17 protein-coding genes and 1 pseudogene are annotated in these 25,179 nt (G+C 54.3%); 12 read left to right on the top strand and 6 right to left on the bottom strand.

Annotation, left to right across the window (positions count from 1 at the left end; all coding sequences use genetic code 11):
• Window position 1: 1 nt before the first annotated feature.
• From GDH07_RS13220 to GDH07_RS13210, 3 genes are all read right to left on the bottom strand, one after another.
• The gene (locus GDH07_RS13220) at window positions 2-2,191 is read right to left on the bottom strand and encodes a phosphocholine-specific phospholipase C (RefSeq protein WP_152897820.1); all 2,190 of its coding nucleotides are present in this window, start codon (window positions 2,189-2,191) and stop codon (window positions 2-4) included.
• 413 nt (window positions 2,192-2,604) lie between these two features.
• Window positions 2,605-3,048, bottom strand: a complete 444-nt coding sequence (gene plcR / locus GDH07_RS13215; RefSeq protein ID WP_152897819.1) for a phospholipase C accessory protein PlcR — start codon at window positions 3,046-3,048, stop codon at window positions 2,605-2,607.
• A gap of 361 nt (window positions 3,049-3,409) precedes the next feature.
• The gene (locus GDH07_RS13210; protein WP_152897818.1) at window positions 3,410-5,416 is read right to left on the bottom strand and encodes a neutral/alkaline ceramidase; all 2,007 of its coding nucleotides are present in this window, start codon (window positions 5,414-5,416) and stop codon (window positions 3,410-3,412) included.
• A 1,599-nt stretch (window positions 5,417-7,015) separates the two neighbouring features.
• On the opposite strand from GDH07_RS13210, the gene GDH07_RS13205 reads away from it, so the two are divergent.
• The 6 genes from GDH07_RS13205 (at window position 7,016) to GDH07_RS32300 (ending at window position 14,475) form a co-directional block, all read left to right on the top strand.
• Window positions 7,016-7,375, top strand: coding sequence for a hypothetical protein (locus GDH07_RS13205; RefSeq protein WP_152897817.1), 360 nt, complete (start codon window positions 7,016-7,018; stop codon window positions 7,373-7,375).
• Between the two features lie 500 nt (window positions 7,376-7,875).
• Complete coding sequence (locus GDH07_RS13200) at window positions 7,876-9,714, top strand: Mu transposase C-terminal domain-containing protein (protein WP_152897816.1); 1,839 nt, start codon at window positions 7,876-7,878, stop codon at window positions 9,712-9,714.
• A 2-nt stretch (window positions 9,715-9,716) separates the two neighbouring features.
• Window positions 9,717-10,583, top strand: a complete 867-nt coding sequence (locus GDH07_RS13195; RefSeq protein ID WP_152897815.1) for a TniB family NTP-binding protein — start codon at window positions 9,717-9,719, stop codon at window positions 10,581-10,583.
• Window positions 10,584-10,791: 208 nt separating this feature from the next.
• Window positions 10,792-12,867, top strand: coding sequence for a TniQ family protein (locus tag GDH07_RS13190; protein WP_178124054.1), 2,076 nt, complete (start codon window positions 10,792-10,794; stop codon window positions 12,865-12,867).
• An 851-nt stretch (window positions 12,868-13,718) separates the two neighbouring features.
• Window positions 13,719-14,024 carry a hypothetical protein gene (locus GDH07_RS13185; RefSeq protein ID WP_152897813.1) on the top strand — a complete coding sequence of 102 codons (306 nt, stop codon included), beginning with the start codon at window positions 13,719-13,721 and terminating at the stop codon, window positions 14,022-14,024.
• Between the two features lie 67 nt (window positions 14,025-14,091).
• A complete protein-coding gene (locus GDH07_RS32300; protein WP_178124053.1) occupies window positions 14,092-14,475 on the top strand; it encodes a histone-like nucleoid-structuring protein, MvaT/MvaU family in 384 nt (127 codons plus the stop codon).
• 305 nt (window positions 14,476-14,780) lie between these two features.
• Here the strand turns inward: GDH07_RS32300 and GDH07_RS13175 are convergent, their stop codons facing one another.
• On the bottom strand, window positions 14,781-15,254 hold the full coding sequence (locus GDH07_RS13175; RefSeq protein WP_246195950.1) for a helix-turn-helix domain-containing protein: 474 nt from the start codon (window positions 15,252-15,254) through the stop codon (window positions 14,781-14,783).
• Between the two features lie 209 nt (window positions 15,255-15,463).
• Here GDH07_RS13175 and GDH07_RS13170 point away from each other — a divergent pair, with 209 nt between their 5' ends.
• The 4 genes from GDH07_RS13170 (at window position 15,464) to GDH07_RS13155 (ending at window position 17,913) form a co-directional block, all read left to right on the top strand.
• Window positions 15,464-16,198: a metallophosphoesterase gene (locus GDH07_RS13170; RefSeq protein WP_152897811.1), complete on the top strand. Its 735-nt coding sequence runs from the start codon at window positions 15,464-15,466 to the stop codon at window positions 16,196-16,198.
• Window positions 16,198-16,521, top strand: coding sequence for a hypothetical protein (locus GDH07_RS13165; RefSeq protein ID WP_152897810.1), 324 nt, complete (start codon window positions 16,198-16,200; stop codon window positions 16,519-16,521). The genes GDH07_RS13170 and GDH07_RS13165 overlap by 1 nt, the downstream gene beginning before the upstream one ends.
• A 197-nt stretch (window positions 16,522-16,718) precedes the next feature.
• Complete coding sequence (locus GDH07_RS13160; RefSeq protein WP_152897809.1) at window positions 16,719-17,216, top strand: hypothetical protein; 498 nt, start codon at window positions 16,719-16,721, stop codon at window positions 17,214-17,216.
• A 55-nt stretch (window positions 17,217-17,271) separates the two neighbouring features.
• The gene (locus tag GDH07_RS13155) at window positions 17,272-17,913 is read left to right on the top strand and encodes an HAD family hydrolase (protein WP_246195949.1); all 642 of its coding nucleotides are present in this window, start codon (window positions 17,272-17,274) and stop codon (window positions 17,911-17,913) included.
• A 100-nt stretch (window positions 17,914-18,013) separates the two neighbouring features.
• Here the strand turns inward: GDH07_RS13155 and GDH07_RS13150 are convergent.
• Both GDH07_RS13150 and GDH07_RS13145 read right to left on the bottom strand, forming a co-directional pair.
• Window positions 18,014-18,214, bottom strand: a pseudogene (locus tag GDH07_RS13150) (LysR substrate-binding domain-containing protein); the annotation flags it as partial.
• Window positions 18,215-18,699: 485 nt separating this feature from the next.
• A complete protein-coding gene (locus tag GDH07_RS13145) occupies window positions 18,700-23,181 on the bottom strand; it encodes a sacsin N-terminal ATP-binding-like domain-containing protein (RefSeq protein WP_152897806.1) in 4,482 nt (1,493 codons plus the stop codon).
• Window positions 23,182-23,363: 182 nt separating this feature from the next.
• On the opposite strand from GDH07_RS13145, the gene GDH07_RS13140 reads away from it, so the two are divergent.
• Together GDH07_RS13140 and GDH07_RS13135 are read left to right on the top strand one after the other, a co-directional pair.
• The gene (locus tag GDH07_RS13140; protein ID WP_152897805.1) at window positions 23,364-24,068 is read left to right on the top strand and encodes a YaaW family protein; all 705 of its coding nucleotides are present in this window, start codon (window positions 23,364-23,366) and stop codon (window positions 24,066-24,068) included.
• Window positions 24,059-25,027, top strand: coding sequence for a hypothetical protein (locus GDH07_RS13135; RefSeq protein WP_152897804.1), 969 nt, complete (start codon window positions 24,059-24,061; stop codon window positions 25,025-25,027). The genes GDH07_RS13140 and GDH07_RS13135 overlap by 10 nt, the downstream gene beginning before the upstream one ends.
• Window positions 25,028-25,179: the final 152 nt, after the last annotated feature.

Genomic DNA, 25,179 nt, shown 5'->3' with positions numbered 1-25,179 from the left:
ATCAGGACGGCATGATGTCCAAGAGTGGATCGGTGCGGCTTGGCAAACCGGTTTCAACATGCCCAGCGAGCCGTCGAGAGAAGTTGCTTTCGGTGTTGGTGGCTGTGAGGGTCAGGTCATACCAGCCGGAACTGCTGCGCAGCAACCAAGAATCGCTCAGGCTTTCACCCGGCTTGAGCTCAAGGGTGTGCACCGTATCGCCCTTGTACGCGGGGTTGGATTTCACCGTCACCGTACAGGCCAGTACCCCGGTATTTTTGATCGTCAGGACAATCTGCGCCCCCTGGTAGCTGACTGAAACCTCAGGCCGGGCGAGGGTCTTGGCCAACTGGTTATTGCCGGTAAATTCCCGATAGAAGCCATTCGGTGCACGCACTTCAAAGCCGTAGCGACCGTTCGCGTCGATACGGTCCTTGAGGTTTTCAATGAGCGTCTGGCCGCGGCTTCTAAGGTTCGTTGCCGCATGGATATCGTAGCTGGTCACCGTATAGAACGCCGGGGCGCCCCGTTCGTTGGAGTGCACCTGGAAGACCGCAGCCGAACGTGCGTACGGGTTTTCCGGCAGGACCATGCCCTCGTTTCTCAAGTTGAGCAGCAGGCTGCCATCGCTGGCGGCGACGCTGACCTCGGCATGTAGCTGGTAGGGCACTGCCAGGGCGTCGCGCTGGCCGGTTTCCTGGCCCGGCAAGGTCGTAGGGTTGGTGTAATAAGGGTAGGAGCGATAGTACTGCTTGTAGTAGGCGTCATCCTGACGGGCTTTGGTTTCAGTCAGGTTGGTCAGGTTGGCGGGCACGCTGCTATCGGTTTTCCCGGTGAAGTCGAAAAGCGAGGTCAAGTCACCGCAAACCGCCCGGCGCCAGGGGGAAATATTGTCTGCGGTGGCGCCGAAGCGTTTTTCGAGGAATCTGAGCACAGAGGTGTGATCGAAGACTTCGGCACTGACCTTTCCGCCCCGGGACCACGGCGATATCGCCAGTACCGGCACGCGCGGGCCCAAGCCAATGGGCAACTGGGTGGCGCTTTCGATTTCGCCTTGGGTGTCGACGGCCGAAAGGCCGGTGCCCGGTTTCCATGGTGGTACGGCAGCGGACACGTGGTCGAAATAACCGTCGCCTTCATCGTAGTTGATGATGAATACGGTCCTGGCCCAGACCTTGGGGTTACTGGTCAGGGCTTCGAGAATCTTCGACACGTAGTATTCACCGAAGGAGGGACCCCACCAAGGGTGTTCCGAATAACAGTACGGCGGCACGATCCAAGATACTTGTGGCAAGGTGTTGTTTTGCACGTCTTCGCGCAACTTGGTCACTCCGCGAGCGACCATGGCTCGTTGCCACAAATCGGAGTCGGGTTTTGATTCCTTGAAGCGTTTAAACCAGGCCAGGGCATTGCAGTCGTAATTGTTGTCCTCCTGTATGAGCCACTTCCATTTGAGATCGAGGTAGAGCCACCAGAGTGAAGACGACTGGTAGCCGCCTTCCTGGTAAATACGCCAATTGATATTGGCTTCGCTCAGGCGTTCGGGGTAGGTGGTCCAGTCCACAGAACCACTTACACCAATGGTGCCGTCGCCCATGCTGTTGGTGTATTGGACATTTTTGCCATCGCCGGTAGGCGCGGTGCGCCCGGTCATGTGATACAGGCGATTGGGGTTGGTGGGGCCCATGATCGATTGGTGATAGGCCTCGCCCAGGGTGAAGGCGTCTGCCAGGGCATAGTAGTACGGGATGTCATCCCGCTTGAAATGGCCCATGGCGGTGTAGTCCTGGATCGCCGTCCATTGGTCGTTGCGGCCTTCGTTCCAGGTCCCGTGAAACGCCGACCACTCGTGGTTCTGCGAGCCTAACCATTGGGCGTGCACGTTCTTTGTATCGAAGTGATAGGGCAGGTATTCGGTGGTTTTGTAGGTTTGATGCATCACCGACTTGCCATCGGCGCGCTTGAGGACCCGGGGGTCGTTGAATCCACGAACGCCGTTGAGGTGGCCGAAGTAATGATCAAACGAACGGTTTTCCTGCATCAGGATGACCACGTGGTCGACATCCTGCAGGGTGCCGCTGCGTACATCCGGCTCAATGGCCAGTGCGCGTCGTATGGTTTCGGGAAAAAGTCCGGACATTCCGGCCAGCGCTGCAGCCTGTGCACTGCCTTTCAAAAAAGTACGACGATGAAACTTTGGGGCGTCTGTCATCGATAAGCTTCCTGTAAGGTGCGTTGGGGAAACGCCCTCATAAAAGGTCGACCTTATTGTTCTTTCTTGATGTTTTTATTAAATAGAGCGCTATTTTCTCGAAGCTCTAGTCGCAAGTGCCAGGCTATGCCCTGCTGCAAAGTTAAGCCCTGATATTTCAAATGCGACAGTCACTCATAGCAAAGACGACACCCAGGCAGCTATTCAAGGCATAAGACCCAGCAAAGGATAAGATGCACTTTTATGGGGCATGGCTATTTTTTTGCTCAATAAGCGCTTTCTTTCAAGAGGCTCCTATCGTTTCTAATCTGAGGGCTGCGCCGCAAATACCACCAGGGCATTAAAGGACAAAAAGCGGACTTTGAAAGACACAGATTTGATTTTTAAATAGTCGACGTCCCACTAGCGCCCCTTTATTGCAGCAGGAACTGAGGTTCTTCCATGCCAAAGATCTGCTTGCGCAGGGCGCTGAGCTTTTCTTCGATAAGGCTGTGCTGTTGCTCTTCGTCTTCAACGCTATCGAGCACCTCATCAATCACCTGTTCAGAGGCTTTCGCGTAGAGGCCGATCTGCTCGCGCTGAAGGGAGGAGGGCAGCAGCGGCGGGGTATGGCGGTCCTTGAGCTCGATCCAGAGCTTGTAGTTCAAGGCCTCCAGGGGGTTGGGCTGAGGCTCGATGTACGGCGTCAGTTCCTGAACGTGGGCGTAGGCCTGGTTCAGGTTCGCCCCTTTGGCGACGGCGCTTTTTATTTGCTCTATCAAGTTTTCCGCACGTTGCTTGCGCTCCGCCTCCGATAGCGTGCTGGCAGATTGAGAAAACCTGGTGATGTTGGCAACGAGCACTTTGATGTCAATCATGGTCGGTCCCTGAAGAAAGAGCGCGTGTGTTGTCGAACTTGAGCCAAAAGCCCCTATACGCAGTGGCCGGTAGAGTAGGGTACAAATATTACAAAACAACTCATCAATACCCAGGCTCCTGGGCAAGGCCGTCACCAACCAATAATGACTGCCGGGTCAGAATAACAACGAATCAAGAGAGGCCAGCAAGTAAGGTGGAGTTATCTTGGGTGGCGATATTACAGAGGGCCATCTTGAAAGCGACGTTTACTGATAGTAAATACGACGCGAATATCAAGTGCAGGCCAGGCGACCAGCACTTGAAGTATCCCTGATGAGCAAGAACGAACCCTGCCAGAAGTAACTTGTCACCAACCGAGGGTCAATCAGCCACTACTTCAAATTTTCGAGTAGTTCCTGTAAAGGCGCTGATCGTTCCCCAGACATTTTTCTGATCACCGCCATGGCTGATGTAGTAGTAGCCGGGTTTGGCATCCTGCGGAATATCCCAAGAAATAGTCGCCTTCGATGCAGAAACTCCGACCCGTTCCCAGCGGTATTTGGTTTCCCAGTCGTTGTCGGTCGCCACACGTATGGCCGCTTTCTCACGGGCGGGGTCGGCTGAGGTGTAGTACACGCTCAGGAAGGTGTCTTCGGTATGCAGGTTGTTCTTCGGGTGCCCGGTGACGAAGGCCACCGTCACGGTTTGCCCCCGGTGGTAGATCTTTTCCGGTTGCTGCAGCACATCGCCAAACGAGGTGCCGATGTACGGGGCATCGGTGACGACACCGGTCTGGAAGTTCAACAGGCAGCAGGACAGGTCAGGTGGCTGGGCGGTACTGGCGACCGGCTGATGGTCACGCATGGCGCTGGCCATGTCGGTGAACAGCTGTTGATAGGCGGCCTGGGTCCAGGGGCCGAAGATCGTCGAGCCGCCTTCATACTCTTGGGCACCGTATTCTTCGCGGGTAGTGACATAACTGGAGTAGGCGTTGGCATAACCATTGAAGATCACATGGTTGATGCCCATGGGTGCGACTATGGCTTGTACCGCCCGGCGAATGCGTACACCGGACATCACCGTAAACTCGGCCGGAGCGCCCAGTACGGCGAGCTGGCCGATGCGGAACATCTGGATCGGCAGCACATTGGGAGTCCAGGGGAAGGGTTTCTTGTTGCCAGTGTCGGCCAGTATCTGTTTTTCAGCCTGGCACTTCTTCAGCTCCTTGGACGGCGCACCGGTCAGCAAGCCGCCGAGGAAAGACAGCAGCGGATTATTGCTTTCACTGATGCCCAGCGGACCAGGGCCATCTTCCGTGCTGCCGGCTGCCAGACTGCTGCCCAAGGCGGCAATACACAGCGTCTTCGGCGTGCCATCCGTGTAGTCAGGGCGTACGGTCAGGCCGTGGAAGTCGACAAACTGAAAGCGGTTGTCGAGCCCACCGGTCACTTCCTCGGTCGGCCCGGTCACCAGTTCATAGGCTTTGTTGAACTGCCTCAAGCCGATTTCCTTGGTGTTGGCGAATTCGTCCTCAGTCGGCCCGGAGCCTGGACGCAAGTTCAAGTTGGGCGACAAGTTGCCGGCATTGGTCTGGGCAAAGGCGGCGATAAACCCTGGTTTTTTACTGATGTCGTGTTCCCAGTGGTAAGACGCATAGCCTTTGTTATCAGAAGAAATCAGATGGTTGTTATTGGTCATGGATGTGCCGTGCACAGGGAACCAGCTGATGACTCCGGCAAGCTCGCCCTGTTGGTCGACGAACTTCAACACCGTCATTTCCGGGTCGATACCGTCTATGTAGCCGGCGACATCCGGATTGCGCTGGTGAGAGAGCAGCGACCTGTTCTTGCTGGCATTGGTGAGATCACCCTTGGCATAAAACAATCGACCAGGTTGCATCTGTCGATGGGCCTGATCAATTGAACGCACGATGCCATCGACAATCACGTTAAAGGTCTTTTCCTGAAAGCCCAGTACCGACAAGTCGTAGATCGTGTAATGAGAAAAGCCACCAGGACCTGAGTGAGTGTGAGTGGCCGCCAGCATCACATTGTTTTCGTTATAGACCCCCGGGTATTTCTTCTCCAACTTGCGCAAGACACCTTGCTGCACCGCTTGGAAAATCATGCCCAGGTCGGTGTTGACGTACACCAGCCGCTTGCCCGTGGCCGCATCTTCAATGATGAACGCCCTCGACCATTGCCGTGTATGAATGCCGGCGGTCTTCTGGTCGGTGGAGGAGTACCCCATCATCCCGACTTCCGCTGCCTCGCCGGTAACATCGGCTTTGCCCAAGCCAAATCGATAAGGTTGTTCGCCAGCAAAGCCGGTTGAACATAACAAGCAGGTGATGACAACGAGAACAGAACGATACAGTCGGATACTCATTTGAATCTCCCTGTTTATTGTTTTGTGTGCAAAAGAGAACCCCGCGTTGCCAGGCTCGTCGGAAGCGAGCCTGCACTGACGACCAGGCTGCTGGTCAGAGGCTGGTAGAAACTAGAACAGTCCGGTTCAGAGGGATGGGGTATTTACGGACATAAACGGGACTCTCAGGGACAACGGTTGAATCCCTTAGAGCGAGGCCTAGTTCGCGAGGATGAGATCCGCAGGTAAAGGAAGAGATCACGCCTGATGCGGATCAAACAGATTTTGCGCAGTACCCGGGTGAATCAGTGCACGAGCGATCTGGAATTGAAGCAGGCTCTGGTAACGAGTGTGGTCTGGTCGAGCATGGACGGGATGGCGTTCAGACAATGACTTATCTGAATACGAGGCGTGGGCCGTTGAGAGGGAGGACGTTAAGCGGGTAAGCGGGATCTGTCACCAGCCTTTAAAAACCTTCACCCCAAAAGCCCCCGCAAACCCTGCCTCCTAGCCGCGCATAGCTAGAAAGAAGAAAAAACCACCTGCTTTTTCTTCGTTTCAATTCCATGACACAAAATTTTTTCCATCTCAACTTGCTGATTTATATAGGTAAAATAATAAAGAAGAAAAATCAAGCTTGCGCTACGAATTTGCGGTGCTAAACCTCAAAAGCTGCACGGCAAATTTGAGCGTTAAAATTTGAGTCTCATCGACTGACTTGCAGCAGGTGGTGATGGGGACGATCCCGCTAGCCCCCCGTAGCCTATCCATTTCCCCAACCGTTTTAAAAGCGGGATTGGAGGTAAATGATGCGCAAGCCAACCAAGCCTGGTTCGCCTGAATCGGACGCAGCCCAACATAATCCCATCTGTATAAAGCCGGCTACACTGGTCGTCCCCAACACACCCCGCCCGCCAGGGCTATCTTCGCGCGACATATCTTCAAATAAGACCGCCAAAGCAGAACGCCGCGTGAGCAAGGAACCGATCTCGGGTAGTCCTCCAAGGACTTACCCATCGGTGGTCATGATGTTGGACAGCGCTACTGATCTGGTCGTTGGCTTCCTTGTTACTGGTATCGCCACTCGAAAGATCACGACCGAGCAAAAAAGCGATGATACTGCCTCCCGTACGAGACTGTTCGTAAGATCTGATTCTTGTTCTTTTGAGGAGTTCGACCAAAGCAAACTCAGTCAGGAAGTTTCTGAATTGAGGGAGCCATGGCCCCACGAGGTGAAATTTGACGCAATCACTCCTCAGATGCGAATTCAAATTACAGAATGCGCAAAGCGAAAGTCTCGGCTGAGTGCGGAAGTTGAAAGTGTTATCGCTGGCGTGTTCAGGCGCGAGTTCCTAACAGCCTCCTCGACCAAGAAGAACACGTGGCGTGTAGTTTGCCAAGAGTGTTCTTTCTTGAAGATCAAGCCGCCATCCTATAGCGCCACTGCCGAACGCCTGGATGTTCTGTTCTCCCAAGAGGTTCTTCGGTACCACTAAAAGCCTTCACCCAAGATGCCTTAAGAGAATAGTGCTGGAATAGTCCAGCGCTGAAGCAAGTCGGACGGTACTTTCAGTAGGTACCGTCCGACACCACTAGTAGCCACTAATCGGAGGATTCATCATGAGCTTCGACGACGCTTCGGGTGAGAACCCCATGGTCGTGCAATTCAACAGTGATATCTGGGTTGTAGAGGGTTTGAACGCGACGGCCAGGCAGGTGCTCCTCAGGAATGCACGTAGCGACGAGGTGTGTTCAGTTTGTATTGACAGTGTGAAGGCGGTGGATCATCACGCTCTAATTCAGTCTGCAGTCGCCAAGGTCGCAGCGAAAACGGTGTGGAGATCGCTGATCCTGGTCAACGGTTTTACCCCGGAGCAAATAATGGACGCACAGGGTAGGTGCACCATTATCGTCAGGACGCTCAGTGGGAATTTTACCGTTCAGGAAGCTGCGAATGAATGCGACCCTAGCAACTTCTGATACTACAAAGCCCGCCGTAGGAACACCCACGAGCTTAGTCTCGCAAGTTTGGAGGCCAAGAAGCAGGGGCTGATATGGGGTGTCGTGCTTAGTCAGGAGGTGCAAGGCCTGGCGCTGTAGTTGAGATATTCGAAAGCCAATACTGCTTGGTCTGCGAAAAGTCCGCTACTGATCTAATCCACGACCGAACGACTCCCACCGCCAACCAGAAACCGGCTGGCCAGTAGCCGACCAACTGATCGCAAACAAGGCATGGCCGGGCAGGGCAAACAAACCGTCTTAGGGTTTCAAACCCTTGGGATATCTATGTCCAACATAACAGGACTTTTAGTCCAATGCTAAAAACAATCGGGCGGCGCCTAACGCTGGTTTCACCGAACGTGCCTCGTCACGGCTACAGCTTAGTGCCTAAAAGAAGGATCTTCATGAAGGTTGATAAGTAAGCGTTGAGAAGCGCTGCTGAAGGTTCCGCCCATGGCCACTGAGCAGAGGTATCCGTTATGAATTCTTTTTCAGCGCTAGATAGTAGTAGTAAAATTGTTAGGTATGACAATGATCTCTGGTTGGTCGAGGGCATCGACGAGGCCACCAGGAAAGTATACCTAAAGAATCTACGCACTCTCAAAGTATGTGCGGTGGAAGCCGCTAAGGCGATCCCTGTCGATCACCAGACCCTCAATGAGGCCGCTGCTACCAAGATCGCAGAAATCGAATCGGCGCGCTCGCTCATATTGATTGATGGCTTCACTACGAAGCAAATGGAGCAAGCGCACGATCGTTTCAAGATCATAGAGCGAGAGCTCAAAAAAGAGATCTCCGCTGAGCAAGCCGCCAAGGAATGCGGGCTCAGTCGGCCTCGTTACTACGAGGTGCGCCGCAACTACAATCCCGAGATTGGCCCTATCAGTTTGCTTACGAAGAAGCGTGGGCGTAAGCAAGGCAAAACGACCCTCTCACCCGAGATTGAGAAAATCATTGCTGACCAGTTCTGGCTGTATCGTGGGCAAGGTGCATCTTACCGCACGGTATGGAAGGGGGTTCAAGCGATCTGCCATGAGCTGAAAATCACCGAGGTGCCTTCCTACGAAACAATCTGCGACCGCATGAACAAGCTGTCCGAGTACGAAAAAGCGGTTCCCGTGCGTGGCAAAGACTTTGCTGGTGACAATTTCCAGCTTAGGGACGGTTTCCGTGGGTTCAGTCGTGCGCTTGAGCAAGTCCAGATGGATCACACCGTTGCGGATGTCTTCATTTCCAGCACTGAAGAGCCTGACAAGAGCATTGGCCGGCCTTGGATCACCCTGGCGATCTGCGCCAAGACCAAGGTGATCCTCGGCTTCTATATCGCCATTCGTTATCCCTGCCTCTGCAGCGTTGCTCATGCGCTCAAGCACGCAGTAATGCCTAAAGACGGGTTTATGAAGAAGCTGGATCTTGAAGATCACGATTACGAGTTTTATGGCCTCTTTGACGAGCTGCTGACTGACAACGCTCGCGAGTTTAGGTCGGGGAATCTAGCCGGTGCGTGCGCGCTGGAAGGGATCAAGCTTCGGCACCGTAGCCAAAAACAGGATGGAGGAATCTGCGAGCGAGTTTTGGGCACTTTGAACATCGGCGCCGTCCAGATGCTGCCCGGGGGGACGGCCTCCAGGACTCGGAAGGAAAGGGACTATGATCCGTCGAAAGATCATGCGATGACGCTTGACGAGTTCATCAGGTACTTCACGCTTTCCGTTTGCGAGTATCACGACACCATAGCAACAGACGGGAAGACGCCGCGTCAGCGTTGGCTCGAGGCCATGACGGACAAGAATGGGGCGCCCACCATTCCCCGGCAAGTCCACAACGTCAAAAACTTCATCATCGAGGTCATGCCGGAGAAGAATCCTATCCTGTCCAGGACGGGGCTCAAGGTCAACGGCTTCCGTTACTCGAGCAACGTTCTGCGACCCTTTGTCGGCAAGCGGCTACGCGTAAAGTATGACCCAGTCAACTTGTCTTCCATCCTCGTCCTTATAGAGGGTGAGTGGATTCAGGTGCCTGCGCGTGAGCAGACCACTGGAACCCTTGCCGCCCGTGATCTTCTGCTCAAGTCGCTGGCCAAAGCAGGGAAAAGGGCAGGGAAGCTGGGGGAGCGGGCTGTCAGGGCGTTCCTCGCTCGCACCAAAATGATCAGCAAGGCGCTCGCGCTTCCCAGTCCTGCGATGCGCAAGCAGCGTGAGATCAATGCTGCAGATAAGTTCGATCCGCTGCTCAAGCACCCCGCCAAGAAAGCCAAGAAAGTCACCTATCAGCAGCGTAACTTCGCGGAAACCGTCGAAGAGTTCGAGGGGGAATAGCCATGGATTTGTCTCATTTGGCCCCGAAAGTCCAGCAGATCGCTCTCATGGACAACGAGGCTCGCATCGCGTACTGCGACATGCCGGTTTGGATCAAGACCGGCAGCACCAAGTCTTTCTTTGATGCGGTCGCACGCCTGATCGAGCTTCAGCGCATCGGCAGTCGATCGTGTATTGGACTCATCGGCGTTAGCGGCATCGGCAAATCGACGATGGTTGAGCGTGCAGAGGCTCTGTTTAAAACGCCTGACGCCACTCGTGTCATCCGGATCGACTTGGCCACTTGTGGAAGGCACATCGACCTCCAGGAAATCTTTCTGAGCCAAATCGGCTTCACGGAGAATGCGAAGACGATGAGCAATCCCAATGGTGTTAAGCGCACGAAGGAAAGGCTGGAGCAAATGCAAGCAGCGGTTTGCATCCTTGACGAAGCAAACGCGCTGATCGGTGCAAAGCACATGCTCGTTCAGTCCAACTACACCTATCTGCGCGCCTTGGCTAACAGTGACATGGGGTTGAGTGTGATTGTCGTGGGCACTGAGGAATTCAAATCCCACCTAGCTGTAGATTCACAGTGCCGATCGCGCTTCGGACTGTGGGAGGTGCCCTCGTGGGAGTCTGACAGCTTAGAGTTCTCGCGCTTCCTCAAAACTTTCGTCAAATTCATGCCACTCAGGAAAGCCTCTGTTCTGGATACCCGGGAAATTCAGGCCGATCTGGTAAATGAATGTAATGGGAGCACGCGAGAGATCGTGAAGGTGCTGGTCGCCTCTGCGAAACTCGCGATTCAGTCCGGAGAGGAGCGGATTGATCAAGAGCTGATTAGCCTGAGTCGTAGCATGCTGCTGCCCACGTTCGGGGATGACTGAATCTGTGTGGCGTGGATGGGTATGCAGTTCAGCCAATGAACCGCCTTTGCAGCGTGCTCTGGCTCTCCTACGCGACCGCCATAAGGCAGAAGGAAGGTTGATTGTCGTGAGGGGTGAGGCGGGCGCTGGAGCAAGCGCTTTCGCCTCCCGTCTTCATCAGCTGCTAGCTCGCGAAGGCATGCGTTCGGAATTGGTGCCAAGGATGGCCATGAATGCTGATTTCGTGTTCATGACCCATCTCCTCAGGTCGCTAGGCCTGCCCATCTACTCCGCTGGTATCCACCCACCACGCAGGATTAGCCTCCCTTACATTTCTGCGCTTCATTTGAGGCGGTATCAGACGATCATATTTGACGATGGGCACGACTTCTTCAGCAAGCACCAGCAGAAGATCCATTTGACTTATAAAGTGCTGTCCTATCTGCTATCGCCGCCGTTCGGCTATGACATTGTCTTCTGTGGTACGTACGACGGGCTAACGGAGCTGGGGTTGCGCGCACTCGGTATGGGGGTCGAGGTCGTGTACGTCGATCTGAAGGCTATGGAGTGCGACGAGGCCTATCAACACTTCGTTGCCGGGACAATGGAAGCACTGGCATTGTCGAAAATCCCAACTTACCTAGTTCCGTTGGAAAGTCCGCCGGCCGTATTCGACCCGCTCCAGCAAGGAGCGATTGACGCCGAAAACGACCTCGTCAGAATGCTGGTGCCTAAGACCATCCCGCTCCTATTTCCCGAATTCGTGACGTCTCACGGTATCGATCTATACGAGCTTCATAAGCACACAAAGGGGCTTGTTGGCAAAACCGTGTCCGCTCTCAGGGCACTCAAGGCGTCAATGGTGCTGGACGCCGAGTCAATGGCAGGGAGGGCGGGAGCGCTGGATAAAGTGGCTCTTCCCCATGCTGAGGTTGCCAGGGTTGCAGAGGTCGCTGGAGCTGCACAAGCACTCAGTTTCCATAGCCTGGTACCCGCTCACTCTGTAAAACAGCAAGACTCCCAGCCTGCTGAAGTGCTGAGTATTCACACACCTAAACCGAAACTCAAGGCGGTATTCGAGCGAGGATTCGAAACGTACCTCAAACCGGTCGCTGACGAGACCTTGGGCTCCTGGCTGTCCAGAAATGCATGTTCCCCATCAATCACGATCATTCATGATGATTTTCTGCAGTGGTGTACAGGGCTGACTCAGGGTTGTCAGCAGTCCTATGACTCCTATAAGCGCCAAATGCTCACACGTGCACGCGGCGTAGCAGACTCCAACGGTCTGCCAATTCCGGCGAGGTTGGCCAGTGAGGTGGCGACAGCTCCGTCAAATGAAGGGAATGCGGATCAGATTCCTTGGGATCCGGCCGTGCTCCTTGGCTCCGCTGGCTATAGCGTGGCGCTGGGAAGAGACATCCTTGAACACGACACGCTTTATCGATCTCAGGCGTTCCTCAACGTGTTTCCAGCGCGCTTACAGAATCGCATGCACGTCCAATTTTCGCTTCCAGGTGATGCCACGCATCCTCGGGAGAACCGTAAGTACTGTGCTCAGTGCATTGCAGACGATGTGACAGCGATGAGAGCCCCAGCACTGCGCAGGGCGTGGCGCAAACGTGGGGCCGCTGTGTGCACCTATCATCGTCACCCGGTTTTGCTGCAGCGCCTTGATAGGAGCAGCCTCAGTGAGCTGACCGGATCCTGGCTTGCTTACTCCCAGCATACTCAGCGCGAAACCTTTGACCACGGCACCGGGTTGATCAGCCGAAGTGCGCGTGGTTTTCAGGAGATTGCATCTGAATGCAGGATCTGCGGAATTGTCGGCCGCTTACAGGTCTGGGTAGACAATGCGCCGGCCAAACCTACAATGAGCCAGCCCTCTAAGTATGCACTCTATTTCTTACTGGGTTTTTTCCTATACCAACCTACTTTAATTAGTGATGGCGGTATCGCGCGATGGTTCATAAGATTAGATAAAGGTTCAAGGCTGAATGCTAAATTGTTCGATAGGCCAACAGTTCGGCAACTGGTGGCAAACATTGAAACGGCGCCTCCAAAGGCTATAGCAGTGGCGTATTTGCTTATCGGATGTGCTTTTAATTTGATTAGGCCTGCTGAGCATGACTTTCTCCAGGGAGCGCTTACGTTTACCGATAGTGTCTTCCCCAGTGATCGTGGCGAGATAAAAGCCCTGGCGCAGTGCTTCCAGAACTATCACATTGCTGCAGTATGGGAGAGCGTCCGACGTAATCTTTCTGCCGAAGATTTGGCGCATGTGGAATGGTTGCTAAAAAAATAGTGGCCGCAAAGCACTGGCCGATTTTTTGTTCGAGTGGAGGCGCATCCCGCAGTCAGAATCGCTCGCCTCGTATTTCTTAGGCGACGTCTTGTAGTGAACGAGGTTATAGAGAGAGGGTATTGCTGGATTGAACCTAAAAGCCTCCGGGGACGGCTGACACCTCTGTGCGCCTCCCGCGCTCTGACGCATGACGCATGACGCATGGCGCATGGCGCATGAGGTTAAGCCGCGCGTCAGAGGTGAGCGAAGCGGCTTCAGCGCATCAGTCATTTGCTATCACCGTCACCAGCAATATGCACCGGAGATTATGTGTGGGCGAAACGGCCTTCGATGCCAATTTACGCTTAAATTGTGGCGCCTTGTAATGCTTGAGATAGAGCCTTCCAGGCAGAAAATTGCTTCAAAATTCGGAATCGCGGAGCGCCGAGGCCAAGCAAGGTTTTATCAGTATATTGTCCCTGCTCTCAGAGCCTCGTGGCCGCTCCTCTAAACTGATATGGAAGGTTTAAGGTAAATTGACATATGTCGCTTTGGGCATGGTTCATGAGCGCATGATGGCACCGGTTTTCGTAAACGAACATGGCCTCTATCATTGTTACAGGAGCTGAATCAATGAGTTAAGTTATTGAAATATAAGAAAATGAATTTAATGCATCGAAAACGATGAAGTCCGCCCAAATCACCATGCTTGCCCGGCGTGCGGAAGAGCCTCAGCCCTCAGGACTGGCCTGAATCACGCAAAGTGGCGTGGCGGAGCGCTTTGCGATTCCTGCCAAAGGCCCTTTGAACCCCTTTAACACCCTTAAGACTTGGACTACACTCAAATTGCGTCCTAAGCCAGGTGCGGAATCATGAGCCGACCTCATACCTACGTTGAGATTCGAGAGCTTCAGTTCTTGCTGACGAGGCTTGCTGACGAGGCCCGTCGTCTCGAAGCCAGCGACTCGAACTATCAGCTCGATCTGGAATTCAGCAAGGAGCTTGATCAGCTGATTCAGCGTTATGGTTACAGTGATGATGAGGCTTTGCGGCTGATAGAGATAGTGAGTTTTTACGAGTCCGAAGAAGGTTCGGAGCTGCGCAAACTGATCGGCGAAAAAAGTGAGTGTCGCGAGGATTTGAGTGTTACCGGCAGCACTAAAACCGAACCAGCATGATTCACTTGTCAGGTGAATCTAGGTCTCGTCAATACAAACGCATTGTTTCCGGGGTGAGGGCTATAAAATGACGAACCTTAATGACTATCTCTCCCTTAAAAGTAAGTTGACCAAGCTTGAAGAAAAGCCTGGTCTCGCTAAAGACCTTGCGTTTACGGAAGAATTTATAAGGCTGAAAGATCGCTATAATTTCAGCGCGAGCGATGTTGTACGTTTGATCAAGCCAGGCCGCGCCTTCACCGCCATTTCATCTGCAGAGTGCGTTCACGAAGCTCTACAGTCGATTGCTAAAGATGCGCCTGCTGTAAAATCAACTGCCAAGTCGATGCGACGGTATCGGAATCCACATACGGGTGAAGTCGTTGAAACTCGTGGGTCAAACCACAATCGTCTAAAGGCATGGAAAGAGCAATACGGCACAGACGTTGTCACATCTTGGCGAGAGATTTAAGCTCGAGACCGGTTCTTAAAACCTTGAGCCCTACCATGACTACTGGGGCGAATGATGAAAATAGCTGGAGCGCAATAGGCTGATTCAAGCCCAGCCTGTTTACCACACTCAATCTTACCCACAAAGCATGATCAAATATCATGCAGTTGCGCTTGGCGGCCCAGTCGCTGCATATCAGCCCTCCAGTGAAGAGATTGCAGGTCAGGGAGCGGGCGGTCTTCTTAAGCGCCAGGTATGCAATTTGGGAATCCCCACGGGATGCCGGCCAACTGATCACGTGTACGTAAACCAAGCGTGCACAGCGCTTAGTGGTCGTCTTTCCACAGCCTGCTAACCGTCGACTGGCCAAGCCCCAGCGTCGCCGCGGTCTCTACCTGCGTCTTCCCCTCAGCCTTGCACTTAAGTACTGCCGCCCGGTTGATCTCTTTTGATCGAATACGGGGATGCACCGAGTGGAGCTTCCCATCACTGAACTCGCCGTCGAGGTTGTCCAGGACACCTAGCTTTTCCAGCTTGGCAAGCTCGCCGGCCAGGTCTTTCAAAAACTCCTTGGGTGTCTGACGGCGACCATGGGAGGAGGCCGCGGCGAGGAGGGCGACTAGGTCGATGTCGAGGATTGCAGATATGTCCTCGAGGGTGGAAAGGGTAGGACTGCTTTTGCCGTGTTCGATATTGCTGAGTTGGCGAGGCTCTACTCGACCATGGAAGTCCTCTTGGGAGAGATTCTGGGCTGCGCGCGACAGCCTCAGGACGGCGGCGAGTGGTTCTCTCAGCGACATTTGGAGCATCCAAAGCTGAGGATAAAGCCATATTGCGCGCTTCCGCTCCATGCAATATAGTGCGTGGAGTGGATATAAAGGCGCCGTGCCTGGATTTTTATGGGAGCGCTGGGAAGCCCTCAATCCATCGCATCGGCATACCCACGCGCTCGCCGCGCTGACAGATCCGGTGCGCTTCAATTTACAGCTAAATCCTCAAGAGCCAGCGTTTGCGAATCAGAATTTACTCAGATCTCCATGCCGAGTTCCACCGTTTCGACCCGCCGCCCCTTGATGGTGGAGTTGACCTGGTAATCCTCGCCGGCGACATCAACAAAAAGGTCAGGGGCGTCCAATGGGCCAACGAGACGTTCGGCTGCCAGGTCGTGTACGTCACAGGGAATCACGAATATTACGACGGGCACCTTGATCGCACCTTGCAGAAGATTAAGGACGCCGCGGCCGGCCACGTGCATGTTCTGGACAACGAATCGCTGATTTTGGGGGATGTCAGAATCCTCGGCAGCACAGCATGGACTGACTTCACGTCAACAGGGAACCAGGTCGCGGCCAGCAACGCTGCCAGGCAAGGCATGAACGACTTCAAGTACATCAGGGCAGACTCGAACTACAGAAGATTGAGACCGGATGACCTGGTTACCCGGAACCACATCACCAAGGACTGGCTCACCCAAGAGCTTGCTCAACCGTTTGACGGCAAAACGGTAGTGGTAACCCATCACTCACCATCTCCCGTGGTGATTGGTGAGCAGCATGAAGGGCATCTTACTGCGGCGTACACCAACGACTGGCAGCACCTAATCGAGGAGGCCGATGTGTGGGTGTTCGGTCACACGCATGAGGCTACAGATGTTGAGCTGGCTGGCTGCCGGGTGATCTCAAACCCCCGTGGCTACCCTTCAGAGAACACCGGTTTTGACCCTTACTTTGAGATCCAAATCTAATGGCCACTTCGGCGAAGAAGCACTTTTTTGACCACGCCGTCGAGCCGATAGAGCTCGAGCGGGATCTTCCCGCAGAAGTCATTCAGGCACAGGGCATTTCCTGGGGAGTGGTGGTCGACGCTTACCTTGTCAACGCTGCAAGGATAGGGCAGAGCTATGCGGCCCTCGTTTACAACGATCAGTCAAACGTGAGCTCGAATGGAATGACGGTTGCTACCCCTCCACTGGTCTTGGTTGAGTCCAGGGAGGGCTTCAAATTAATGCGCAGCCTCAATGGCCAAGACCACTTCGTCATTGCTAGCGAGCTAAGAGACCCGAGTTGAGCCTCCCAATCAGGCTGGCTCACCAGCCAGGCTGAAGGCGCTTGCAAGCAGTAGTACTTGGCCAGGGGCAGAGCACCTCCGATTCGCCACCCTATATATCCTGCTGAAACAAAGCGCTGGATGACTTCGCGTGCCCGCTTGCTCAGATGACCTCGAGCTACCGGCAGCCTCAAGATTAAATGTACTAAGGAAGAAGCATGTCTGATCTGAAGAAGATGGTACTTACTGTTAAAAACTACGATCTAAAAGCTAGTGGCGAGCTGGATGCCCTATACAGTCAGGTACGATGCGAAGACGTCGAAGGGAATACATTCCACTTTAAAGAAGTTGTGATGCTCGCCTATTTGCGGAAGCACGGTGCAATAGTTACGGATAGCCCCACAACCTGGTACTACAAGCATCTTGCGAAGAACTCAATCGTTCTTGTTGCTTTCGAGAAGCAGAATGGGAAGGTTGAGTACGACCTTGACCACATGAAGCTCGTCGCTAAATCGAGTGTACTGAAAGGTATCGTATTCACTTTCGCAGCGATTCCCGCAGGATTGATCGCCGCAACGGCCACGTACGGTCTCGGCCTCTTAGTTATCCCGGTGGGCCTGTTTTATGGGTATCGGAGTCTGTTTAAAATTCCAGGAATGCTGCGACGCAAGACGCTGATCAGCGATCTGGCCAGCCACGGTATCGTGGTTCGCTAGCGTTCAGGGCCAGCATTGTTTCGGCAGCCACCTATCTATGGGGAGGTGCAAGATGATGAATGCGGTGATTTTCGATGCCTTCGGTACGCTTGTGGAGATTCGGAATCGGCAGCATCCATACCGACAGCTCCTGCGCTTGGGCTCCCAGCAGGGCCGAGTTGCTGCGCGAGAAGACATGCGGTGGATCATGACCAATGACTGTGAGGTTGCAGAGGCTGCCGATCATTTTGGAATTCGACTCACACCCGCTCAGCTTTCATCTATCAAGGATGCGCTGGATCAAGAGCTTGAATCACTTAATCTTTTTCAGGATGCTGAGCCGGCGATTGAGCAACTGCGCAGCCACGGGGTGAAAGTCGGCATTTGCTCCAATTTAGCAGCCCCATACTGCGAATCCGTAAGGTTGCTTATTCCTGGACTGGATGCGTATTGCTTTAGCTCCGAAGTGGGCCTGATGAAGCCAGATGCTGGGATCTACCTCAGCATTTGTCACATGCTTGGCTTGGCTTCTGATCAGTTCTTGGGTGCCAGCCCTGAGCGGGTAGTGATGATCGGAGACTCTCGGAAATGCGACCAGAACGGCCCGCGTCAGATTGGCATCGAGGGCTTTCATCTCGATAGGGCTGGGGCAGGGCGCTTTGGTAATCTACTACGGTTCGCGCACGTGATGACCGATACAACAGGCCTCGACCAGTGAGAGAGTTCTAGTCTCACAGCGGGATAGTCTCAGCACGGCTTCGCCCGTATTTTCATGCAGCAATGATCTTCGGCCCGAGGTTATGCGCTGCCAAGTGGGATCAAGAAAGCTTGTTTTTCAGTTGCTCAATAAGCCACTGGCCTGCGGGCCCAAGTGGACGATCGCGCGACCAGACAACACCAATCTCCACGCCCCGCGGATAACCAGGTGCCTTGAGTTCTATCAGGTCTCGGCCGAACCTTGCGACCAGGTGGCGCGGTAGCTCAGCCCAGCCGAAGCCTCCGACTGCGAATTCCATGACTCCCGGGGTGGATGCCTTAGCGCTCGGTGCGGGATGTGAAGTGAAGTGATGAACCCCGATCAGGCCATCTATCAGAGCTATTTTGCGGCGCATAGGTGGTATCAGCGTCCTTTAGAATGCCCATTGCCTGAGCGGCCGCAGGGTGGCCCCCGATCGGGTTGGGCTCACCCTTACTTGAATATTTTTGTCCACTTTCAAACCCTCAATTTCGCCGCGGAGTGCGTCAATTAGGTCAAATAGAAGATCATCCGGTCGTGAGCAACATCAATGGACTCTATTCCACCTGTTGGCTCACCGAACACCTAGGGTAGGAGGGCGTCTCCAGCTTCCGCACGGCACGTTACTGAGATAAGGGCAAGAGTGCTTTTCAACTGGTGGCGACTGCCAGTGCAACCCTCACTGACCCGAACCTCTCATCGCCACTACAGCCCACTCTCTACGCCTGGTCGCCAACGGTGGTCACCCCCTTGTACTACCCCGGAAAATCAATCCATCGACTGCCTCAGAACTAATGCTGCGCCCCTTGCCAGCCCGCCGATCGAGACTGAACCTTTCGGCGTCCAAGGAAAGTGTCTCGTTGGATTTATGTAGATCCGAATCTCAGTTTCGTATCCTTCCTCCAGTCCCGACACGATGACCAGATAGAATGTCGATGTACTCTCGTGCGCACGACGAAATTCTGCCTCGGTAAGCATGATCTCTGAGGGGGAGCCGCGGGCAAAAGATTTCATTTCAACGAATGTCGATTTGTCTAAGGCACCGTCTGCCCCGATGCCGCGATACGCCTGCAGGTCAGCCAGGACAGCGTCTTCCCGCTGGAGCACTACCTCGATGTGAGCCCACGCCTTTGCTTGCAACTCTGCCGAGGAATACTGCCGATGGGCGCTCTCTGGTACCGGTTTGGAATTGGGGCGCGGCCCAGTCGTCGGAGGGGGCAATAAAGGCTTCGTACTGCGTTGCTGGGGGCCACTACCAACTGACTCATCCGCATCCTTGATCACGGTGGTAAAGGTAAACTCTTCCGGTAAAGGTTTCAGTCGACGGGTAGGGGATGTATTGAGTTGACCGTTGCTGCCACCTGTGGCACCTGAGTCGCGCTTGATGATCTTCCGCTTGCCTGAACTTCCAAGCCGCTCGCGCTCTTTGATCAAGGTATCCAAGTCAGTATCCTGCGCTTCGGTTGCCAGTGTTATGTCTGGTGTGAAAATGCAGTCTTCGCTAGCTGACCAGGCTGCACCCCACGCAAGCGCGATGGCGCGCACCCGGTCGCCACTTCCGAAACTGGCGATCGCTGCTCCCCCGAAATCGACTCTTCCGATCAACCTCACATCGTCAAAATGTACTGCACAACGATGGGTGTCCGCGTGAGCGTGAACGGACAGAGGGACGGAGCGCATGCCTGTGGGGGTGGCGTTCACAATAAGTTGTCCTGTTGGGTGCAAGTGCACATCAGCATTGTCAAATCGATCCCAAGGCGACATGGCTGTGTACGAACGTTCATCTTCGCGGGCGAGGTCAGTTTTTAAGATGCGTAGTGCGCACTGAAAGCGTGAACGAATTTCATCGCCGGCCAGAGTGCTGTTTGAGCTAGGTAATGGGGCGAATGGCAGTCGTTCCACGCTTGCAGCCCGTAGGAAATTAGGAATGCTGTCCGGCGCGCAGGGTGGCTCCCACAATGTGATCTTCGTGGAGTCGACACCTTGGTAGTTGCAGTAATACATAGGCCGTTTGGTTGACCATGTATCGTTTGAGCGAAGAGGCACGGTATTGAGGCTTCGGCGATCTGCCGCGGTTGCCTTCTCCAATAACCCATCCATGTGCCTGTAGATGTCGATCAACAAGGCATCCAACTGGGGCTGATACTCCATTTTTGCCAAAGATTCCAGCTCGCGAACGCAGCTCGCCAAATCAGGGCTGCGGATGCCCAATGCGTTCCAGAGTGGCATGAGTTGACGATCATGGAGCACAAAGGGTTGTCTGGCATGGAAGACGTCTTTGCCTGCAAAAACTCCTCTGGGGCTGAACCATTGCTTGCTGTCACGCTGGGTCGTAACGCACGGCGCTATCAGTCCCCGTGCCCGGGATAATCCAAATTTTCCCCTCAAGCTCGCGATCGGTATGTCCCCAATCATTGACGCTTGGGACAGGGCCGCAACGCTCTGAGGGCAGTGCCCTGCCAAGGCTTTGTAAAGGCGCATTAGATTCGCTTCATCAGGACTGTTGCCATGGCGCTCGCGTTCTAGAGCTGCCACCAGACCGGAGACGGGCGGATTGACTTCCATGTAAAGCGCGCGAGCGAACTCACTGTTGGCGTCAGCTTCATGCAAGCCATCGGCGAAGTTCGTATGGTCTTCGTACATGGCGAACGTGACTTTGGTTTCGACGACCAAGGTTCTGGGTATGCAAAGCGAGCCCGCAAGGTTGGGAAACCATGGGCTGTCAATCAGTCTGGCAAGCCAGGTGGTGGGTACCGGAGAACTGTCGGTTCTTCCGTTCTCACGGTAGGCGTAGGTTCGACTTTGCGACTCCAGAGATGGCCAGCTCGCGTCAAGGCAGCGGAAGAGTGCAATAGCTCGATCCGCGGCAGTTAGAAGGGTTCGAGGCGTACTCACCGCTCGCCTTTTCTTACTCTTTTGCAGTTCCGTCGACGGGATAGCGCTTTGCAGAATGTCCTGCAAGACAGCATCCAGATCAGGAGAAGTAAAATCGCGCCTCAGGCCCCCTTTTGCTCTGCCAAGATAGGTTCGCGCGGACTTGTGTGAGGGCAGCATTGAGGGTGGAGTACCGGTAACTGCGGCAACGAGCCGAGGCGAGGTCTCTGCCCCCAGTAGACTTAGGAACCGTTTCACACCACGTTTTCTGCTTGTGGTCAGGTGATCGGCTGAGTTGCCCTCGTTTTTTGTACGCTTGGTCTTGAACAATTCCGAATAACTGGCGGATGCCCAGAAGATGCCAGGAGTCGATGCAGCTGCTTTTGACCAGGCATCCTGAGAGTCGGCGATAGACGCCGGCAGATAAATCTCGACTGGCGACCTCAGCGATTTCTGCTGTTTGACCTGGCCGCCGGACTCAAAGCTGAAGGATTCGATGAGTAAGGCTCCGCCGACCTCATAGCCCAGAGTGCTGGACTTAGTGTCGACATGCTCGAAAAGGTCGCGCAGGTCTAGAAGATCATTCTGCTGTGCAGCCCATGGCGCGTCCGCATATCGTCTGGCGAAAGCCTCCAGCGTGTGCTGCGCAGATAGCTCGTTCTTGTAGTTCGCATTCTCCGATAACCAATCAACTAATGCCGCATAGGGTGGGGTGAGGAGCAATGGGTGGACGATCTCTGTCAGCATGTGGCGCAATGCAAGGTCGTTCTCTGGAAGGTGGCTGACCAGCCAGCTATCTGCCTCCGAGTCCCAAATGGCTTTCGCTCGAGCGCCGTTAGCCAGAGGTACCCACTTGGTGCCTAGCATCGGATCTTCGTCATAGCTCTCCAAGCAGCGCAGAGCCATCTCCATAAACCACTGCGCAGGTTTTTGGGAGAAGCCATCCGCGTCGCAGTGAGTGAAAACGTCCTGCAGACTCACTGAGTGCGAAACCGAAAGGTTGTCTAGTACCTCTCGCCAACGGCCCAGTGGGTCTCTCATCCCGACGGGCAGTATTGGCGCCTCGCAGATTTCCACGTGGTCGGCATCGGTTAACAGTTCATCTATCGAAGCATCGCAGTACGAAATCTGGCTCAGCGAATAGCGCCCATCAATCAGTGTTGGGCATGTCTTGAACGCCTCAATGGCCTTGACCCACTCTTCGCTGAACAGCTTATTGAGCCAGTCAGAACTGCTATCTGTCTTAGCCCCGAGAGGCACCACATGCCACGCAAGAGTATTACGCTGCTGTGCCAAGTGGATTGCCAATGCGCCTATGATTTGGCCAGAGGCCTCCGTAAGCCAGTGGTTCCATGGCCCTTGGATCATATCCTCTCGCGATGTAGAGGGATCGAATTGAGCATCCACAGAGAATGAAGTATTGGTGTGGATTTTCGTGGGAAGGGCTACGTGCAGGCGGCCACGAGCATTACCATCTAGCGGTAAGGCAATACCGATAGGGGTAAAATCACCCGTAGCTTTTGCAGCCCGCTCCTTCCCAGGGGGTACTTTTACCCTGCAAACGAAGCGCTCCCACCTAGCGTCATCAATCACGAATGTGAAGTGGGTGACCTTGCTTGGCTGCTTTCCTAGCGTCACAGAGAATTGCCGCGGTTGTTCGGCGACCTGTATTGCTAGCTTCTTAAGCACAGTGTGCTCGTCCAGATCGACCAGGCTTATGGTTCGTACGTGATCCAAGAAGATCAGGTCGCTGGGTTCCCAGTCGTCAAACCAATGCGTCAGCGAGGCAAGACTGTAGTCCTGGTAGAGATCAACCGTAATCAGCGTCTGGTCGTCGAGTGGATCGTAGAAGCCTTCTATGGGGCTGGCTTCCTCCACTCGTGCCACATGATCATCTCGCGATCCAAAATGAAACGGGGCACTGTGCACAGATAGGTGTTCACCCAGCTGCGTCAGTGTTTTAAGTCCGATGCCGAACCGTCCCTTGAGCTCAGCTGATTTCTGTTTCGTTGAGTAGAAGGGGTAAATCATTGGTACAACATGGGTGAGCTCAACCGGCAGGCCGTTGTGAACGATGGCCAACTGTTTGCGGTTCTCAACGGTGCGTACGCCAAATTGAACGCAGCTTGCCTTGAGATCATCGGCATTCTGAATAACCTCTCGCAGCCCTTGGTAGGGGTCGGTGTTGAGCAGCTTTGCGCCTTGATTACCGCCCGTTAACAGCGTGCTCAGAATCTCCGGCTGCTTGAGCTGCAGCTTCACGAACTCCTCAATCGCAGCGTTCGCATACGCTTTTGTCCGAAGGGTTGGCTCGTTGAAAGTCGAAGCGGAGTGGAACCACGCTGCAGCGTGTTGACGTCCGAGTTGCTCATCCATGAAAAATGACCCCGTGCAGGCATTTTGAGATCGCTCGATCATAGACCTCAGATCAGAATCGCTCCATCCCTACCGTTGAGCTGCAGAGAAGACACCGTAGGAGCGACCCGCTAGAATCTGGATAACTTATGGTGGCTCAACGCGATCATCGCGGGGCCGGATCAAAATCCTACGGAGGTAACATGGAGTTCGTTGTTCCGCGGAACAGATCTCTGGTCGACCTATTGTCGAATGCGTCAAGCGCCGACCTGGACGTCTTGGCCGACCTGATAACAGATAACGGCAAGGGAAGGGTGGCCCTCGACAGCAAGGTCAAAACCACCATCATCAGCCGAAAAAGCCAGGGCAAGCTCCAATCTATTCCAGAGGTGATGGAGGCCGAAATCCGCTCGTTCGGCAGCAACAGCATCGCCACACTATTCAGATCTAGTGGAGTGGACTACACGGAACTCGCGACAGATGTGGCGAAGAAACTTGATGGAAAACCCGGCTCCTCCGATGACATCTATGCCATCGAAGAGCAGATTATTGGCCTGGCGGTCAAGAAATACATCGGGAATGAGGTGTCCGTGGACTATCGGGATGTCGCAAAACTATCGGCATACATCGCCCAGGTTGTTAGAGGGTTGATCTCCGCAGCGGGCGCTATTGGTGGTATTGCGGCTACCGGTGGAGCTGCAGGCATGGCGGGGGCTATAGGTGGGCGCCTGCTTTCGCTCGCAGCCCCTCCGTTGGCGATTGGCGCTGCCGGGGCTGCAATCTACCAAGCCACCTCTCCTGCATTTCGCATTACCACTCCCGCGGTGCTCCAGGTGGCCAAGATCCGCCGCACCCGATATGAAGCCGATTTTGCTGATTACACAAGGAAACTACGCGCATGCCTGTGATGAATGAGGAGCTGCTGCGCTCTCTTCCGAACCTTCCTGATATCTTGGCCAAGCTCAAAAGCGGGGAGTACGATTTATTTGGGGGTGTAGTTCGCCATGCCAAAGGTACCGAGAAGGGCGGGCAGATTGTTGGGCACCTCCTTTTTCCCGGGGATAGCCAACAAACGCATGCGCAGCTCCAACAGCTCCAGGATGCCCTGTCGAATGGCATGGGTTCGCTCCAGACGGGCATGGAGCACCTTCAGCAAAGCATGAACGTGCTGCAGAGCTTGCAGACAGCCAATCTGGTCATGACCGGCCTGAACCTCGCGGTGACCACTGCGGGTTTCGTGATCGTATGTCAAAAGCTGAACAAGATCAGCGCGCAAATCCAGGCTCAATCTCAGACCATTGCAGAGACTTGGAGGCTGGTCAGTGAGGCTCATGAGCGCGGTCAGCTAACGGATGAAGCGCAGTTCCGATCCTTGCTGCTTTCTGCCCGGCAGTTCTGTGAGGAGGGTGATGTTCAGCAGCTCAAAGCGCTCATTCCTGACTTCCACAAGGAGTATCAATTCACGAAGCTCGTGCTTGAGCGTCATGCCGCTATACCTGCAAGCGCCACTCAACGCATGAGTGACGTCAAGTTACTGCAAGATCGCTTGATCAACCTTGGCCTTGCGTTATCACATGTTCAGGCAAAGTCAGGTGCGGTGAAATACGCTCACGAGTCCCTCGCCCAGCTTGAATCGGACATCCGCGTGTTGAACGCGCAACGCGTTGAGGGACTGTCCAGTGATCGTGCCACTGCGTCCCGGATCACCCATGAGCAATTTGCTGGCCTGACGAACTTCTTGCAACACGGAAAACAGATGCTGCCCGCGCTGGCCTATCAAGCCGAGGTCATCGCGCTGGAGTCTAGGCATCCAGGCGTACTGCAGCGGGCATCCGGGTCGAAAGAAATTATGTTCCTGGCAGCCTGAACCAATTAACCTCAGAGCCAGCTTTGCAGGGTTGGGGGCGAAGACGCCGATGGTCACGGAAATGAGTGCGCTGTGAATCGCCCCTGCTGCGTACGTCACCACCTAAGAGCACATGCCCGATAGCTCGCATTTCAGCACGTTAGCCATTGCTA

Source organism: Pseudomonas piscis (assembly GCF_009380155.1).
Taxonomy (GTDB): domain Bacteria; phylum Pseudomonadota; class Gammaproteobacteria; order Pseudomonadales; family Pseudomonadaceae; genus Aquipseudomonas; species Aquipseudomonas piscis.
This window is presented reverse-complemented; position numbering and strand designations above follow the sequence as displayed.

Coding starts and splice junctions, on each gene's coding strand:
- GDH07_RS13220 (WP_152897820.1), bottom strand. CDS start 2,191: ATGACAGACGCCCCAAAGTTTCATCGTCGTACTTTTTTGAAAGGCAGT.
- plcR (WP_152897819.1), bottom strand. CDS start 3,048: ATGATTGACATCAAAGTGCTCGTTGCCAACATCACCAGGTTTTCTCAA.
- GDH07_RS13210 (WP_152897818.1), bottom strand. CDS start 5,416: ATGAGTATCCGACTGTATCGTTCTGTTCTCGTTGTCATCACCTGCTTG.
- GDH07_RS13205 (WP_152897817.1), top strand. CDS start 7,016: ATGAGCTTCGACGACGCTTCGGGTGAGAACCCCATGGTCGTGCAATTC.
- GDH07_RS13200 (WP_152897816.1), top strand. CDS start 7,876: ATGAATTCTTTTTCAGCGCTAGATAGTAGTAGTAAAATTGTTAGGTAT.
- GDH07_RS13195 (WP_152897815.1), top strand. CDS start 9,717: ATGGATTTGTCTCATTTGGCCCCGAAAGTCCAGCAGATCGCTCTCATG.
- GDH07_RS13190 (WP_178124054.1), top strand. CDS start 10,792: ATGAATGCTGATTTCGTGTTCATGACCCATCTCCTCAGGTCGCTAGGC.
- GDH07_RS13185 (WP_152897813.1), top strand. CDS start 13,719: ATGAGCCGACCTCATACCTACGTTGAGATTCGAGAGCTTCAGTTCTTG.
- GDH07_RS32300 (WP_178124053.1), top strand. CDS start 14,092: ATGACGAACCTTAATGACTATCTCTCCCTTAAAAGTAAGTTGACCAAG.
- GDH07_RS13175 (WP_246195950.1), bottom strand. CDS start 15,254: ATGTCGCTGAGAGAACCACTCGCCGCCGTCCTGAGGCTGTCGCGCGCA.
- GDH07_RS13165 (WP_152897810.1), top strand. CDS start 16,198: ATGGCCACTTCGGCGAAGAAGCACTTTTTTGACCACGCCGTCGAGCCG.
- GDH07_RS13160 (WP_152897809.1), top strand. CDS start 16,719: ATGTCTGATCTGAAGAAGATGGTACTTACTGTTAAAAACTACGATCTA.
- GDH07_RS13155 (WP_246195949.1), top strand. CDS start 17,272: ATGAATGCGGTGATTTTCGATGCCTTCGGTACGCTTGTGGAGATTCGG.
- GDH07_RS13145 (WP_152897806.1), bottom strand. CDS start 23,181: ATGGATGAGCAACTCGGACGTCAACACGCTGCAGCGTGGTTCCACTCC.
- GDH07_RS13140 (WP_152897805.1), top strand. CDS start 23,364: ATGGAGTTCGTTGTTCCGCGGAACAGATCTCTGGTCGACCTATTGTCG.
- GDH07_RS13135 (WP_152897804.1), top strand. CDS start 24,059: ATGCCTGTGATGAATGAGGAGCTGCTGCGCTCTCTTCCGAACCTTCCT.